A 16,396-nucleotide genomic window follows, 5' to 3' on the forward strand; every position below is an offset into this window, starting at 1 on the left:
TTCCTGCACCCCATCAGATGGTCTAACATGAAGTTGAACAGCCGCCGAACCGTACAAGGCGGCCAAAGTGATTTCGAGTTGGGGCAGTTGGAGCCATTTGATGCAGGGAAGAAGGCCGCGCGCCATTCTTAAGTGCTGGCTGTTTGGCGTTGTCGTGGCCATCGCGCCGACCACATTGGCGGCGCTGGAAACCACGTTGACGGCGCCCGGAGCGCCGAAAGAAGTGGTGGACCGCCTCAAGGAAAACTCTTCGGTAACAACAGCCAAATCGCGCGGGCTGGACACTCCGCTGGAAATATTGTCCGCCGCGCTTTCGGATTACCGCACCATCGTCCAGATCCTGTATGACGAGGGGTATTTCAGCCCGGTCGTCAGCATCAAACTGGATGGACAGGAAGCGGCCGACCTCAGCTCGCTGAGCGTTCCAAGCCAGATCAAGCGCGCTGTCATCACTGTGAACACGGGCCCGGTCTTTACCTTCGGAACAGCGCTTGTGCAGCCGTTGGCCCCGCTGACCGTATTGCCCCAGGAATTTGCCACCGGCAAACGTGCGACAACGGGCGCGATCCAGCAGGCCACGTCCACAGGTGTTCAGGCATGGAAAGACGCCGGGCACGCAAAGGCGGACGTTGCTGGACAAAAGGTCGTCGCCCGGCACAAACAATCCAAGCTGGATGCCGAGATCGATCTGGCGCCCGGCCCGCGCCTGACATTTGGAAGGATGTTCATCGACGGCGACACCACCGTGCGGCACAGATCGATCGAAAAGATCGCGGGTTTTCCTACGGGCGAAGTCTACTCCCCGCAAAAAGTGCAGAAAGTCGGCACCCGTCTGCGCCGCACCGGGACGTTCAATGTTGTCTCGATCAAGGAGCGGGAAGAACCCAACCCAGATGGCTCGCTTGATTTTGATGCCACGTTCGAGGACCTGCCCCCGCGTCGCATAACACTCGGGGGCGAGCTTGCCTCGCGCGATGGTCTTGATCTGACCGCGACCTGGACCCATCGAAATGTGTTCAGGCGTGCGCAGCGGCTGAGGTTCGAGGCCGCGATCCGCAACATTGGCGGGGCCGAGAATATCGATGGGCGGATTGGCCTGCGACTGGATCAGCCAGACAGGCTGGGCCCCGACGACAGCACCTTTTGGAGCGCCCTGCTGGAGCGGCGGGATACCGAAAACTACAACGTTACCGTGGCCTCAGTGGCATATGGTGCGCGGCGCACCTTCTCGGACCAGCTTTATGCCGAGGCATCAGCAGGGTTCCAGTATTCGGATGCGGATGATGCCTACGGCTCCGGGCGCAAATTCAGGTATTTCATCCTCCCCTTCCGGTCGGAATGGGACCAGCGCGACAGCAAGGTCAGCGCCACGCGGGGGTTCTATCTTGATGCGAATGCCATGCCTTTTGCCGGACTGTCCGAGACCGAGTCCGGCCTGCGCATTTTTCTGGACGGGCGCGGCTATGCCAGTTTCGGAACCGGCGGCAGGCTGGTGCTGGCCGGCCGTGTGCAGCTGGGGTCGGTTCTGGGGCCGTCACCAGACGGGGTAACACCGGATTTTCTGTTCTTCTCGGGCGGCGCGGGAACCGTGCGCGGACAGCCTTTTGAAAGCCTCGGCATCCCGGTGGGAACCGGCGTGGCGGGCGGCAAGTCCTTTCTCGGCCTGTCCGGAGAGGTACGCGGCAAGGTCACCGACTCACTGTCTCTGGTCGGGTTCTACGACTATGGCACGGTCGACACGTCATCCTTCATCGGCAGCGGTGCCGAGTATCATGCTGGTGCCGGTATCGGTGCCAGATACGATCTGGGTGGGTTCGGCCCGTTGCGCGTTGATCTGGCATGGCCGGTTCAGGGCGACACCGGCAGCGGGCTGCAGTTCTATATCGGGATTGGACAGGCATTTTGATCCGGCGGCTTTCATATCCCGTTCTGATCGGCGCGGTGCTGATCACATCGCCCGTGACCGCGCAGGAAGATAGCGGCGGCAGCATGCTGGAGAATTTCCTGCAGGACACCCTGTCCGGCGACGACCAGAACGTCCGGGTCAAGGGCCTTCAGGGCGCGCTGAGTTCGCGGGCGACCATCGAAGAAATCACCGTGGCCGATGACGAAGGCGTCTGGCTGACCATCAAGGATGCAGTGCTGGACTGGAACCGGCTTGCATTGATCCGCGGCCGTTTTTCGGTCAACGCCCTGACTGCGCAGGAAATCGACATCGCCCGCGCGCCTGGGGCAACCACCAAGGACACCCCCGCGCCTTCGGCTGAAACCAAGCCGTTTCAGCTGCCTGAATTGCCCGTTGCCATCCAAATCAGCGAAATCCGGGTAGACGAGCTGTCGCTGGGCCAACCCCTGATCGGGGTCGCGGCCGAGCTTGCCGTGAACGGAAATCTGTCGCTGGCAGACGGCACGCTGGATACCAAACTGGATGTCACGCGACTGGACCAGGCCGGCGACCAGATCAGCCTGTCCGCCGGGTTCGAGAACGCGAGCAGTGAAATCCGTCTGGACCTGAAAGTGGTCGAGGATTCGGGCGGACTGATCTCGACGGCGCTGAAGATACCCGACAGCCCACCGATCGGTCTGACCGCCACCGGGTCAGGTCCCCTTACGGATTTCACAGCGGATATCGGCCTGAGCAGTGACAACCAGCAGCGTGTCGCAGGACAGGTCCGGTTGCGGTCGGCCACGGAGGCAGGTGGCGCGTCAAGTGACGGCATCGCCTTTACAACCGATCTCAAAGGCGACCTGACGCCATTTCTGGCGCAAAACATGGACACGTTCTTTGGCCCTGACACGCGTCTGTTTGTCGATGGCCGGACGCAGCCGGACGGCGCGCTGGACATTTCCGATCTCGAGTTTTCCTCGCAGGCGCTGAAGCTGAAGGGAGAGTTGCAGCTTGCCCCTGGCGGTGTACTGCAACTGGCGGCCCTTCAAGGGCGGATCACGCCGCCGGATGGCAAAACTGTCGTGCTGCCAGTCTCAGGCGGTCAAACATCTATCGAAGCGGCTCAGATTTCAGCGCTGTTCGATCAGAAGAACGGCAACCTGTGGGATTTGAGCCTAACAACAAACGCTTTCAAATCGCCGCAAATCGGGTTGCAGCGGGCGCAGATCACCGGCCAGGGAACACTGGAACAAGGTGCATCCTTACAATTCGAAGGTGACATTCAGGCCGCGCTGGACGGGATCGATCTGGCGGATGCCTGGCTGAACGCGGCACTCGGCGATCGCATCACACTGGACGGATTGTTCAGCTACGGTAGTGATCAGTCGTTGACCCTGTCAGGGGTGGAACTGGTGGGTTCGGACTATACGCTTGGGGCGGACGCATTGATCAGCGGTTTGGCCAGCGGTCTGACGATTGACGGAACGGCGACCCTAGACGCAACGGACCTGTCCCGGTTCTCGGAACTGGCCAAGCTTGATCTGGGCGGACAGGTCTCGGCCCGGGTCGAGGGTAATGGATCACCGCTGGAAGGCAGCTTTGACGGTAAGCTGAACGTCGAGGCCCGCGATCTGTTGACGGGCCGGGACGATATCGATCCGGTGATTGCCGGCGAAACGACCATTGTGGTGGATGCAAAGCGCGACACGGACGGCGTCACCATCCGTGACCTTACAGTAAACGGCGAAACCTTGCAGGCGGCGGCCAGCGGTGAGGTCACGACACCGGACGGAAACCTGACCATCGACGGTCAGGCCAGCGTCAACGCGCAGGATCTTTCCGTCTTTTCGGGTCTGGCAAAGCGCGAACTGAGCGGCGCAGTTCAGGCCACCCTCGACGGGCAGGGAACCGTGCAAACGCTGGAGTTTGACGGAACAGCCAGCGTAATCGGACAAGACATCACAACCGGGCTTTCGGACATCGATCCGCTTTTGACCGGTCGGACCACTATCGAGTGGGATGGCGCCCGGACCGCCGACAAAATTGATATCCGTAACGCCACGGTAAACGGCACCGCACTAAACGCGCAGGTCTCGGCGATTGTGCAGGACCCGACAGGGGACCTGTCCGTTGACGGACAGGCGCAATTGAACGCGCCGGATCTGTCGCTGTTCTCCGGCCTGGCCAAACGCGATCTGGCGGGTTCGGTGCAGGCCGACGCCAACGGGAGCGCCGCGCTGGCCAGCCGGACTTTTGACATCAAGGGCGATCTGGATGCACGCGACATCCAGACCGGCATCGAAGCGCTGGACAAACTGATTAAGGGCCGCACGACTTTGACGGTGGACGCCGAGAAAACCGAGGAAACCGTCGATATCCGGGCATTCCGTCTGCAGGGAACGGCCTTGTCTGCGGAAGCATCCGGTGAACTAAACCGCGAAAACGGGGGATTGACCTTCAACGTCAGACTGGATGACCTGGCCAGGTTGGCAAGCACCCTTTCCGGTCCTTTGACCCTGACCGGCAATGTAGCACCCGATGGATCAGGTCTGGAAGGCACCGTCAGCCTGCAAGGCCCTGACAGCTCTTACGCCAGTCTGGACGGCAATGTTGGACTGGACGGAAACGCCGATCTGGAATTTGACGCGCGGTTCAACAAAATCGAACGGTTTGTGCCCGAGTTTCCGGGGACTATAGCGGCCAAGGGTACAGCAAAACGTGACAACGGCGTCTGGACCGTCAGCGCCAAGGCCGATGGACCAGCCGAAATCAGCGGCGATGTCTCGGGGACATTTAGCGAGACCACCGGTCAGGCCGACCTGACCGCGCAAGGTGGTTTGAACCTTGGCATCGCCAATGTGTTTATCACACCCAACAAGATCGATGGTCAGGCGCGGTTTGATCTTTCGTTGAAAGGCGCGCCGTCACTGGCGGCCTTAAGCGGAACGGTTTCAACCTCCGGTACAGCTCTGGCCATTCCCGCGGCTGGACAGACCGTGACGGGGATCAGCGGATCGGTCGACCTGGCGCAAAGCCGCGCTACCGTCGCGCTGAACGGCGGGATGCAGGCTGGCGGGTCCTTTACGGTCAACGGCCCAATAGACCTGACGCCACCCTTCAATGCCAACATCACGACCGTTCTCAACAGCCTCGTGCTGACGGACAGGCTGCTATATGAAACGACGCTGAACGGCCAGGTCGCCATGACCGGCGCTTTGGCGGGCAACAGCTCGGTCGCCGGGCAGATCACATTCGACGAGACCAACATCAATCTCGCTGCAGCCTCTGGCGCGGTGGGCGCGGCACCCATTCCCAACATCACGCATGTCAACGAAAGCGCGGCTGGCTTCCTGACCCGGGAACGCGCGCAGCTGGTCGTGACCGGGGACAAAGCCAAAAGCGATTCGCGGATTACGCTGGACGTCAGCCTGCTGGCCCCCAAAGCCGTGTTTGTGCGGGGCCGCGGTGTGAACGCTGAACTTGGGGGCAGAATCAACATCGGTGGAACCACGGCATCCATCGTGCCGTCCGGTCAGATTGAGCTGATCCGGGGCAACTTCGACATTCTGGGGCGCAGGCTGGCGCTGACCAAGGGTGTCGTGACACTTCAGGGCGACCTGACACCCTATATCGAGTTCGAATCCTCAACCAGCACGTCGGACGGCACTGCCACAATTGAAATTGCGGGGCCACTGGATGCGCCTCAGGTCGACATATTTTCCGACCCTGAACGCCCTGCGGAAGAGGCCCTGGCGATATTGTTGTTCGGCAATCGCTTTTCCGAGCTTTCACCCTTTGTGATCGCGCAAATGGCGGCGTCGCTGGCGCAACTCAGCGGTGCAGGCGGGGACGCAACCAAAGGGCTGCGCGATGCGACGGGCGTGGATACCGTCGACATTGGCGCCTCGGAGGGCGGTGCGGGCCGTCTGGGCGCAGGCGCTTATCTGAGCGACAACCTCTACACTGATTTCACGGTCAACACCGAAGGCGACACCGAAGTGAACCTGAATCTGGATGTTACTGACAGTTTCACCGTGCGTGGCACGGTCGACGGGCGTGGTGAAACAGGTTTGGGCGTCTTTTTCGAACGCGACTACTAGGGCCAGGTGCGGTTCCAGAACCATCGGGACAAGTGTGTAAGTTTGTTTTGTCCTGTGCCAAAGCGCTTTTTTTCGCCTTGCTCCTTGGCGACTGCGGCGCGTTGAGGCGCAACTGACGCTGCACAGTTTTGGACAGGCATGACCGGCACAGGATGGTGTGAAACGCGAAAGGGCGGCTCTGATCAGAACCGCCCTTGAATTTTTGTCGTGCGCGGCGCCTACTCCGCTGCGATGGCATCCCCAATCTTTTCAACGCGAATGGCCGAGAATTTGAACTCGGGGATTTTCCCATAGGGGTCGATGGCCGAGTTGGTCAGAATGTTCGCCGCCGCCTCAACATAGGCAAACGGAATGAAGACCATGTCTTCGGCGATCGCCCGATCGGCTCGAACCATGATGTCAATCGTCCCGCGCCGGGTGGTCAGCCGGATCATCTCACCCGGCTCGATCCCCATCAGCTTGAGCGTGCGGGGATTCATCGAACAGTTCGCTTCCGGCTCAACAGCGTCAAGAACATTCGACCGACGAGTCATCGACCCGGTGTGCCAGTGTTCCAACTGACGGCCGGTGGTGGCGATCATCGGGTACTCGTCATCCGGCGCTTCATCCGGCGGGATGACGCTGGCCGGGGTAAACCGGGCCCGGCCATCCGCGCGCGGGAATCCGTCACCGAATACAATCGCCTGCCCCGGATCGGTCTCGCTGAGCGACGGATAGGTGATGGTTTCGGTCTCAAGCCTCTCCCACGTGATGTTGTCAAGCGACGCCATGGTCAGCTTCATCTCATTGAACACCTGAGACACGTCCGTGTAGTCCCAGTTCAGCCCGATCCGCTGCGCCAGATCGACGGTAATCTTCCAGTCCTCGCGCGCCTCGCCCGGAGGTGTCACGGCAGGCCGCACCCGCTGCACCTGACGGTTGGTGTTCGACACCGTGCCGTTCTTTTCATACAGCGCCGAGGCGGGCAGGATGATATCGGCGTAGTTCGCCGTTTCGGTCAGGAAGATGTCCTGCACGATCATCAGGTCCAGCTTGGCCAGCGCGTCACGCGCGTGATTCACATCCGGGTCGGACATGGCCGGGTTTTCGCCCAGAATATACATGCCCTTGATGTTGCGCGCATAAATCTGGTCGATGATCTCGGTCACGGTCAGGCCCTTCTCGTTCGAGAAGTCGTCCGAGTTCCAGACCTCGTTGAACTTGGCGCGAATGCCATCGTCCGTCACGGTCTGGTAATCCGGCAGGAACATCGGGATCAGGCCCGCATCGGATGCACCCTGCACGTTGTTCTGACCACGCAGCGGGTGCAGACCTGCGCCCGGTTTTCCGACGTTGCCGGTCATCAGAGCCAACGAGATCAGGCAACGAGAGTTGTCTGTGCCGTGGATGTGCTGGCTGACGCCCATGCCCCAGAAGATCAGTCCGGCCTTGGCTTGCGCAAAGGTGCGCGCGACACGGCGCAGCTGATCGGGCTCGATGCCGCAAATCGGCGACATCGCCTCGGGCGTGAACTGGCGCAAATGCTCTTTTTCGGCTTCCCAGTTCTCGGTCCAGCGATGGATGTATTGGCTGTCATACAGCTCTTCTTCGACGATCACGTTCATGATCGCGTTGAGCATCGAGACATCCGCACCCGGACGGAACTGCAGCATCTCATCCGCAAACTTGCGCATCCCAACGCCGCGCGGATCCATCACGATCAGCTTGCCGCCGCGCTTGGCGAACTGCTTGAAGTAGGTCGCCGCAACCGGGTGGTTTTCGATCGGGTTCGAACCGATGATGATCGCCACATCCGCGTTTTCGATCTCGTTGAAGGTCGCGGTCACTGCGCCGGAGCCCACGTTCTCGATCAGCGCCGCAACGGAGGACGCGTGGCACAATCGGGTGCAGTGGTCGACGTTGTTGTGTTTGAAACCCTGGCGGATGAATTTCTGGAACAGATAGGCTTCTTCGTTGGTGCATTTGGCCGAACCAAAGCCTGCAACGCTGCGCGGGTCTTCGTCGCGAAGCGCCTTCAGCTTGGTGGCGGCAAGATCCATCGCCTCTTCCCAAGTCGCTTCACGGAAATGGGTGCTTAAATCGCCGGGATCGACATTCAGACCCTTCTCTGGCGCGTCTTCGCGACGGATCAACGGCTTGGTCAAGCGGTGCGGGTGGTGGATATAGTCAAAGCCGAACCGCCCCTTGACGCACAAACGGCCTTCGTTTGCCGGGCCGTTGATGCCTTCGACATACTTCACCTTGCCGTCCTTGACCTTCAGCGAGACTTTACAGCCCACACCGCAGAACGGGCAGACGCTTTCGGTTTCGCTATCGTAGTCTTTACTGTCGCCGTGCTGCTGATCGTCCAGCACGGTCGCGGGCATCAGCGCCCCGGTTGGGCAGGCCTGAACGCATTCGCCACAAGCCACACAGGTCGACGCGCCCATCGGGTCGTTCTGATCGAACACGACCTGCGCCGTATGGCCACGACCGGCCATGCCGATCACGTCATTGACCTGCACTTCGCGACAGGCCCGGACGCAGAGGTTGCAGTTGATGCAGGCATCCAGATTGACGCGCATCGCAACGTGGCTGTCATCCAGCAGCGGGATTTTATCGGCCTCTTTCGCCGGGAAACGGCTGTCGCTGACATCGGTCAGCTTGGCCATGTCCCAGAAGTGGCTCGAGGTGTCGTGCGCTGCCTCGGGCTGGTCGGCAACCAGCAGCTCCATAACCATGGCGCGCGATTTCTCGGCACGCTCCGAGTCGGTCTTAACGACCATCCCATCCGCCGCAGGGCGGATGCACGAGGCGACCAGCGTACGCTCGCCTTCCACCTCGACCATACAGGCGCGGCAGTTGCCGTCCGGGCGATAGCCCGGCTGCGGCTTGTGGCACAGGTGCGGAATAGTGAACCCCTGCCCCTTGGCGGCTTCCCAGATGGTCCAGCCCTCGGGCACGGTGACGTCTTCGCCGTTCAGGTTGAAGGTGACGGTCTTGGTTGGGCTTGCGTCAAGCATGGCTCTGTCTCCCTCAGATTTCGTCAGCGAAATGTTTCATGACAAGGCGGATCGGGTTCGGGGCCGCTTGCCCCAAGCCGCAGATGGACGCGTCGCCCATGACCTGGCACAGATCTTCGAGCAAGTCCTGATCCCACTTGTCGGCCTGCATCAGCTTCACCGCCTTTTCGCAGCCCGCCCGGCAGGGCGTGCACTGACCACAGCTTTCATCCTCGAAGAACCGCAGCATGTTCAGCGCCGCATCGCGGGCCGTGTCCTGATCGGACAGAACCACCACAGCGGCAGACCCGATGAAGGTGCCCAACGGCTGCAGGGTGTCAAAGTCGAGCGGGACGTCGTCGATACTGGAGGGGAGAAGACCTGACGACGGCCCGCCCGGTTGATACGCCTTGAACGCATGACCTTCGGCCATGCCGCCGGCGGCATCAATCACGTCAAGAATAGTCGAACCCGCAGGCAGCAGGTAAACACCCGGCTTCGCAACCCGGCCCGAGACCGAGTAGCTGCGCAAGCCCTTGCGACCATTCTTTTCAACTGAACTCAAAATCTGCGGCCCCTCGCGGCAGATCTTCGAGACCCAATACAGCGTCTCGACATTGTGCACCAAGGTCGGACGGTTGAAGACCCCTACCTGAGCCACAAATGGAGGACGGTGACGCGGCAGACCCTTTTTGCCTTCGATCGACTCGATCATCGCGGATTCTTCACCGCAGATGTATGCGCCAGCACCGCGACGCAGGTCGATGTAACCTTTTTCGACGATCCCGGCCTGTTCCAGCGCGGCAATCTCGCGGGCCAGGATTTCGAGAACGGCCGGATATTCGTCACGCATGTAGATGAAGCAGGTCTCGGCCTCGACCGCCCAGGCGGCAATCAGCATGCCCTCAAGGAAGACATGCGGCGTGCGTTCCAGATAGTAGCGGTCTTTGAATGTGCCAGGCTCGCCCTCGTCCCCGTTCACGGCCAGATAGCGTGTGCCCTCGTTCATTCGAACAAAGCCCCACTTTTTGCCGGATGGGAAGCCAGCACCACCCAGGCCGCGCAGGCCCGAGGACAGGATGTCTTCCTGCACCTTCTCCCAGTCACCACCGTCGCGCAGCTCTTTCAGCTTGGCGTAACCGCCGTTTGCCTCATAAGCAGCGAAGGCTTCGTAGTCGGGCAGATGGGCGTGAGTGTCGCCCGCAGCAATCGCAGCCTGCAACTTTTCGGGGGTCGCATGGTCGATATGGTTGTGACCGATTTCGAGCACCGGCGCGGTATCACAACGGCCCATGCACGGCGCGCGCACCACACGCACCTCTGCCGGGTCCAGACCGTCTTCCAGCGCCTTCTGCAGCTGCTGGGCACCAGCCATTTCACAGGACAGGGAATCACAGACACGGATCGTCAGCGCAGGCGGAGGGGTCTCGCCTTCTTTCACAACGTCGAAATGGGCGTAGAAGGTCGCAGTCTCGTAGATCTCGGCCTGACCAATCCGCATCTCAACCGCAAGCGCGGCGACGTGATCGGCGCTGATATGGCCGTGTTCGTCCTGAATCAAATGCAGAAATTCGATCAGCAGGTCGCGGCGGCGCGGGCGGTCGCCAAGCAGGCGATGAATTTCCGCCTGCGCCTCATCCGTGAATTGACGGCCTTTGGGCGTGTGCCGCCCTTTGCCTTTACCTGACTTCCAGACGCCCTTGGGTGCGCCTGATGGCTTGGTGTCTAATGGTGCCATGATGCCCTCCGATTGAGGCTCCGTGTCTCATCAGAATAGCATATCGTCAAATCGCCAAATTCAATCGCACGATAACGACAGTTTATCACCGTAAAGACGTCACCACGGCACGCAAAGCCTCGACCGTTGGCAATTCCGGGTCACGACTGAGGGTCGCCAGACAAATCGGTTTGCTGACAACGGGATCGACCAAAGGTAGCACTTTGGTTCCCTTCAGATCACCCAAAGCGCGGATCAGAACCCGAGGAACAACCGTAGCTGCCAGCCCCTCGCGCGCCATCACCATCGATGCGGTAAAGCCGCTGGTTTCGGCGACGACGTTGGGATGCAGGCCCTGTTCGGCGAAAATCCGGTCTAGAATACGTCGGTTCTGCATCTGCGGCTCCAGGAGGCTGATCGGAAATTCAGCCACCCGAGCCCACGGAATAGGGCCGGTTTCCTCTGTCATGTGGGACGGGACCAGCAGCACATAGGTTTCTTCATACAGCGGCTGAACCTGCCGCAAGTCGGTGCCGATACTGTCGCCGTAGGTGATGCCCGCATCCAGACTGCCTTCGTCCAGCCGGTGCTGAATGGCCGAGGCCGACATGGTTTCGATCCGCGACAAAATGCGTGGATGAGCTTGCTGGAGGCGTTTGATCAGGCGTCCGGTAAAGGCAATCGCGGTGGGGATCACGCCCAGAATCAACGTCCCCGTAATCTCACCCCGCGCGGCCAGCACCTGCTGTTCCAGCGCCTTTGCGTCATCGAGGATACGCCGCGCGCGGCGGACGATCATCTCGCCCTCTTCGGTCAGGCCCTGAAACCGGTTGGCCCGGCGGACAATTGAAACGCCCAGCCGATCTTCGAGATTGCGGATGCGCATGGAAAACGCGGGTTGTGAAATCCCGCATTCCTCGGCCGCTTTGGCGAAATGGCGTTGCCGCGCCAGAGCGCTGAGCAATTGCAGGTCGCGGATTTCGATCATGTGGCGGCGCCCAAAGTCTGGAGAGAGGCCCAGATTAGCGGTATTTTCAACAGGGGAAAGAGCCTGATGAAAACCTCAGCTCAGGTGCAGGGCGTAAACGTTGTTCAAATATCCCTCATCCCCAATATGGAATAAGGTCTCGCCGATCTGTTCAAACCCCTGAGCAAGGTAAAACGCAATGGCCGGGTCGTTTTCTGCGTTTGTCGTCAGCCAGACCAGACCGGCTTTTTGGTCAAGGCAGCACTGGAGCGCCGATTTCAACAAACGTTTACCTATGCCTTTCCCATGATGGCGCGGTTGAACGTAGAAGGTCGAGATTTCCATGCCCGACCAGCCGACAATTGGCGCGTTGCGTTCCGATGACAGGCGAATGAACCCGTCGATCCCTTCATCATTGTCAGACACCAGAGTGAACTCATTCGGGTCACGGATAAGCTGTCGGATTTTGGACGGTGTGAATTCCTGCAAAGCAAAGTCGGCAAATCTCGAATTCACCCCACGCTTGAGGTAGGTGCCGATCCACACCTCAATCGAGATTGCCGCGATGCTGGACGCATCCGAAATTTCCGCCTTGCGCAGTGTCAATGATCAGACGCTAAGTATTAAACAAGAAGTGCATCACATCGCCGTCCTTGACGATGTATCCCTTGCCCTCGGCCCGCATCTTGCCAGCTTCTTTCGCACCCTGTTCGCCATTGGCAGCGATGTAGTCGTCATAGGCGATGGTCTCGGCGCGGATGAAGCCCTTTTCGAAATCCCCGTGGATCACACCAGCGGCCTGCGGCGCGGCGGTGCCGGTGCGGATGGTCCAGGCGCGGGCCTCTTTCGGGCCGACGGTGAAATAGGTCTCCAGCTTCAGCAGGTCGTAGCCGGCGCGGATCAGACGGTCGAGGCCAGGTTCTTCCAGCCCCATCTCTTCAAGGAACATCTGGGCTTCGTCCGCTTCCAGCAGGCTGATCTCTTCTTCGATCTTGGCGCTGATAATAACGTGAGCATTGCCCTGAGCAGCGGCCATTTCGGCCACCTTCGCCGAGTACTCATTACCTTCGGCAGCTTCTTCTTCGGACACGTTGCAGACATAGAGCACCGGCTTGGTGGTCAGCAGTTGCAGCATCTTCCAGGCCTTGGCGTCTTCGTCTGACACTTCAACCAGACGCGCGGGCTTGCCACTTTCCAGCATCGCTTGCGCTTCGGCCAGCAAGCGTTCCTGCTGCTGTGCCTCTTTGTCATTTCCTTTGAGCTTGCGCACCAGATTGGCGCGGCGCTTTTCGATGCTTTCCAGATCGGCCAGCATCAGTTCGGTCTCAATCGTGTCCGCATCAGCTACCGGATCGACACGGCCATCCACATGGGTCACATCCCCGTCTTCGAAGCAGCGCAGCACATGGGCAATGGCGTCGGTTTCCCGAATGTTGGCCAGAAACTGGTTTCCAAGCCCCTCGCCTTTCGAGGCACCCTTAACCAGACCGGCGATATCAACGAACGTCATCCGCGTGGGAATGATCTGTTTCGAGCTTGCAATCGCCGCCAGCTTGTCCAGCCGGTCATCGGGCACGGCAACATCGCCCACATTGGGTTCGATCGTGCAGAACGGGAAATTCGCAGCCTGTGCAGCCGCGGTTTTGGTCAGCGCATTGAAGAGGGTCGACTTGCCCACATTCGGCAAACCCACGATTCCCATTTTAAAGCCCATGACGGTCTCCTGATGCCATTCGAGGGGTGCTTCTATGCAGGTCCGGGTCAATGCGCAAGCCAGAGCGAAAGATGGCGGCCTGGTCCAAAATGCAACATCACGAAATCGTTCGACATCCGTGATATTGCCGGCATTGAATCCTGCGCTCTAAGCTCACCATGTAAGACGTTGCAAACAACCAGATAGTGATCAACAGTTATGAAGAGTTTTGTTGCAGCCCTTGTGCTGGTAATGGCCGCTCCGGCAGCGTACGCTCAAACCATCATCTTTGGCGCTGGGTATTCGGATTTCTCCGACAGCGACGCAGACGATGAAGCCGCTTTCTCGCTCGAGTACCAGCACCGCCCCGTTTACGAAGCCACCCGCGTGTCCGCCACCTGGGGCAGCGCCCTGACGGTGGATACCGCTGGTGATGTTCATATCGGGATCGGGTTGATCGGGTTCTACACCTTCGCTGACCGATGGTTCGTCGAAGGCAGCGTTATGCCGGGGTACTTTTCCGAAGGCGACTCATTGAACGATCTGGGCGGAGAGTTCCAGATCCGCAGCCTTGTTGGCCTTGGATATACGTTGAACAATGGCAACAAACTGTCATTCGCGATTACCCACAAATCCAACGCCAGCACCCAGGACGACAACCCGGGTGTCAACTCGGCCCTGGTCAGATATCATTACGCGTTCTGAACCATTCAGCCTTGGCGGGATTGATTTCCGGGCAAAGTTTCTGCACATCAGGTTCAAACCTGAATGCAAGGACAGAAGATGACCCGTATCGACGCCAAGTTCGCCGCCCTCAAGGCCGAAGGCAGGAAGGCCTTTGTTTCCTACGTCATGGCCGGGGATCCCGATTTCGACACCTCGCTTGAGATCGTGAAAGGTCTGCCGGGCGCCGGTGTCGACGTGATCGAACTGGGCCTGCCCTTCACGGACCCGATGGCTGATGGCCCTACGATTCAGGCTGCGGGCCAGCGCGCGCTGGACGGGGGAATGACCCTGCAGCGCACTCTGGATCTGGCGCGGGCTTTCCGTGAAACAGATGATACGACCCCGATTGTCCTGATGGGATACTACAACCCGATCTACAGCCGAGGTGTCGACGACTTTCTGGCCGAGGCGAAATCCGCCGGAATCGATGGCCTGATCGTTGTAGACCTGCCCCCGGAAGAGGATGCCGAACTGTGCCTGCCCGCGCAGGCCGCCGGCCTGAACTTTATCCGGCTAGCAACGCCCACAACCGACGACAAGCGCCTGCCCCGCGTCCTTCAGAATACATCGGGCTTTGTGTATTACGTCTCGATCACCGGCATCACCGGCGCTGCCGAGGCGCAGGCCACCAATGTCGGCCCGGAGGTAGCTCGGATCAAGTCCGAGACCGATCTGCCGGTTATCGTGGGCTTTGGCATAAATACACCCGAAAAGTCGAAGGCAATCGCAAGCATAGCTGATGGCGCCGTGGTCGGTTCAGCCATTGTCAGCCAGATTGCCGAGGGAAAGCCGGTCGGCCAGATCCTGAGCTTCGTCCGGTCACTGGCGGACGGTGCACATTCGGCCTGATCCGCCGACAAAACTCGTCTCATGCGTCAACCGCAGCCCGCCTTTGCGAGCTGCGGTTTTTTTGTTGCCAGAGATACGTTGCAGAGTGCAGGAGAAATTGGTAAAGAAAATTAACCAAAGCTACCGAGGCCCGGAATCATGCCAGTCATTACAACGATTGAAGACCTCAGACGCATCTATGGACGCCGTGTGCCACGGATGTTCTACGACTACGCTGAAAGCGGCAGCTGGACCGAGCAGACCTTTCGCGAAAACACCTCGGATTTCGAGGACATCCGCCTGCGCCAACGTGTTGCAGTAGACATGTCCGGGCGTTCGACCGCGTCGCAGATGATCGGACAGGACGTAACGATGCCGGTCGCGCTGGCGCCCGTGGGGCTGACCGGCATGCAACACGCAGATGGCGAAATAAAAGCGGCCAAAGCAGCGGAAGATTTCGGCGTACCCTTCACCCTGTCGACAATGTCAATCAATTCTATCGAGGATGTGGCCGAGAACACGGGCAAGCCGTTCTGGTTCCAGCTTTATACGATGAAGGATCAGGACTACATCAATCGCCTGATCCAGCGGGCCAAGGACGCCAAATGCTCGGCATTGGTGATCACACTCGACCTGCAAATCCTCGGCCAGCGGCACAAGGACCTCAAGAACGGGTTGTCCGCCCCGCCGAAATTGACGGCCAAAACAATCGCCAACCTGATGACGAAATGGGCCTGGGGAATCGAGATGCTCGGTGCCAGCCGACGCGAGTTCGGCAATATCGTCGGACATGCGCATGGCGTTTCTGACGCATCCTCACTGGGGGCCTGGACTGCCGAGCAATTCGACCCAAGCCTTGATTGGGGCAAGGTCGAAAAGCTGATGGAGCAATGGGGCGGTAAGGTTATCCTGAAAGGTATTCTAGACGCCGAAGACGCGAAGATGGCCGCAAAGCTGGGGGCGGATGCCATTGTGGTCTCGAACCACGGCGGCCGCCAACTGGATGGTGCGCTCAGTTCTATCCGAATGCTGCCGCAGATCATGGACGCCGTTGGCGGAGACGTCGAAGTGCATATGGACAGTGGCATCCGTTCGGGTCAGGACGTTCTGAAGGCACTGGCGCTGGGGGCCAAGGGTACATATATCGGCCGCGCCTTTGTCTATGGCCTTGGGGCGATGGGTCAGAAAGGCGTAACCACGGCGCTGGACGTCATCCACAAGGAACTGGACACCACCATGGCGCTGTGCGGCGAACGCAATGTTGGCAATCTGGGGCGCCACAACCTGCTGATTCCTGAAGACTTCGGTGGTCGTTGGCAGAACTGAGAGGGCCGCTGTTGTCAGGGGCTCTGCCCCCGCCGCCCTACGGGCGTCTCCCCCGGGATATTTTTAGCCAGATGAAGACCGGATCCGTTTTTCATCTGGCCCCAAATATCCCGGAGCGCGAGGCAGAGCCTCGCAAAATGACAATCCGTCAAAAACCCCTTTCCAAACCC

The 16,396-nt window shown here is 59.7% G+C and carries 10 protein-coding genes; 5 read left to right on the top strand and 5 right to left on the bottom strand.

Features of this window, described 5'->3' with window-relative positions:
• Positions 1–100: 100 nt before the first annotated feature.
• Together ACR0JW_RS08645 and ACR0JW_RS08650 are read left to right on the top strand one after the other, a co-directional pair.
• The gene (locus ACR0JW_RS08645) at positions 101–1,906 is read left to right on the top strand and encodes a BamA/TamA family outer membrane protein (protein ID WP_170678237.1); all 1,806 of its coding nucleotides are present in this window, start codon (positions 101–103) and stop codon (positions 1,904–1,906) included.
• Entirely contained in the window at positions 1,903–5,988 is a 4,086-nt protein-coding gene (locus tag ACR0JW_RS08650; RefSeq protein ID WP_480713810.1) for a translocation/assembly module TamB domain-containing protein, read from the top strand. The genes ACR0JW_RS08645 and ACR0JW_RS08650 overlap by 4 nt, the downstream gene beginning before the upstream one ends.
• A gap of 218 nt (positions 5,989–6,206) precedes the next feature.
• On the opposite strand, the gene fdhF is transcribed toward ACR0JW_RS08650, so the two are convergent.
• The 5 genes from fdhF to ychF all read right to left on the bottom strand — a co-directional run bounded on the left by fdhF (position 6,207) and on the right by ychF (position 13,367).
• Positions 6,207–8,990, bottom strand: coding sequence for a formate dehydrogenase subunit alpha (gene fdhF / locus ACR0JW_RS08655; RefSeq protein ID WP_170678239.1), 2,784 nt, complete (start codon positions 8,988–8,990; stop codon positions 6,207–6,209).
• Between the two features lie 13 nt (positions 8,991–9,003).
• A complete protein-coding gene (locus ACR0JW_RS08660; RefSeq protein ID WP_170825119.1) occupies positions 9,004–10,707 on the bottom strand; it encodes an NAD(P)H-dependent oxidoreductase subunit E in 1,704 nt (567 codons plus the stop codon).
• A gap of 85 nt (positions 10,708–10,792) precedes the next feature.
• Positions 10,793–11,674: a LysR family transcriptional regulator gene (locus tag ACR0JW_RS08665; RefSeq protein ID WP_170678243.1), complete on the bottom strand. Its 882-nt coding sequence runs from the start codon at positions 11,672–11,674 to the stop codon at positions 10,793–10,795.
• 75 nt (positions 11,675–11,749) lie between these two features.
• Positions 11,750–12,259, bottom strand: coding sequence for a GNAT family N-acetyltransferase (locus ACR0JW_RS08670; RefSeq protein ID WP_170678254.1), 510 nt, complete (start codon positions 12,257–12,259; stop codon positions 11,750–11,752).
• 10 nt (positions 12,260–12,269) lie between these two features.
• Complete coding sequence (gene ychF / locus ACR0JW_RS08675) at positions 12,270–13,367, bottom strand: redox-regulated ATPase YchF (RefSeq protein ID WP_480713811.1); 1,098 nt, start codon at positions 13,365–13,367, stop codon at positions 12,270–12,272.
• Between the two features lie 198 nt (positions 13,368–13,565).
• Between ychF and ACR0JW_RS08680 the strand changes: the two genes are divergently transcribed.
• The 3 genes from ACR0JW_RS08680 (at position 13,566) to ACR0JW_RS08690 (ending at position 16,226) form a co-directional block, all read left to right on the top strand.
• Positions 13,566–14,051, top strand: a complete 486-nt coding sequence (locus ACR0JW_RS08680) for an acyloxyacyl hydrolase (RefSeq protein ID WP_170825115.1) — start codon at positions 13,566–13,568, stop codon at positions 14,049–14,051.
• A gap of 78 nt (positions 14,052–14,129) precedes the next feature.
• Positions 14,130–14,921 carry a tryptophan synthase subunit alpha gene (gene trpA / locus ACR0JW_RS08685; RefSeq protein WP_170678260.1) on the top strand — a complete coding sequence of 264 codons (792 nt, stop codon included), beginning with the start codon at positions 14,130–14,132 and terminating at the stop codon, positions 14,919–14,921.
• Between the two features lie 138 nt (positions 14,922–15,059).
• Positions 15,060–16,226: an alpha-hydroxy acid oxidase gene (locus ACR0JW_RS08690; protein ID WP_170678262.1), complete on the top strand. Its 1,167-nt coding sequence runs from the start codon at positions 15,060–15,062 to the stop codon at positions 16,224–16,226.
• Positions 16,227–16,396: the final 170 nt, after the last annotated feature.

Source organism: Ruegeria sp. BG6, from assembly GCF_056538465.1.